Below are 317 nucleotides of genomic sequence, written 5' to 3'. Positions count from 1 at the left end.
TTCCATGAGCGCTGCTGTACAGGCAGCATCGTCGCAATAAATCAATAGCATCACGCTCAAGACGGCAGCAGCCAAAGCGCCGACTGATGCAGAAAAAAAGAAAATGTTCGAAGCAGAGAAGAAAAAGATATTTCAAATCAAAAAAAATCCGGGGGATTTCTATGTTCTATATGTCAGTGATAAAAAACTGAATGGCGGAAGTGAGTTTTTATATTCTTCGGAGTTCCCCAAGTTCACAAAATATGAAGACTACAAGAACTGGACAACTAAATTGAAGGGAGCAGTTATTCAGGAGCCAGAAGGGATGCCAGAAGGAT

General features: G+C 41.3%; 1 pseudogene. It reads left to right on the top strand.

Annotated features, from left to right (window positions below):
- Positions 1-103 precede the first annotated feature (103 nt).
- Positions 104-317, top strand: a pseudogene (locus BBG47_RS30545) (hypothetical protein); the annotation flags it as partial.

Source organism: Paenibacillus sp. KS1 (assembly GCF_001680695.1).
Classification (GTDB): domain Bacteria; phylum Bacillota; class Bacilli; order Paenibacillales; family Paenibacillaceae; genus Paenibacillus_B; species Paenibacillus_B suaedae.
The sequence above is the reverse complement of the archived record's forward strand: the minus strand, read 5'-3'. Positions and strand labels throughout refer to the sequence as shown.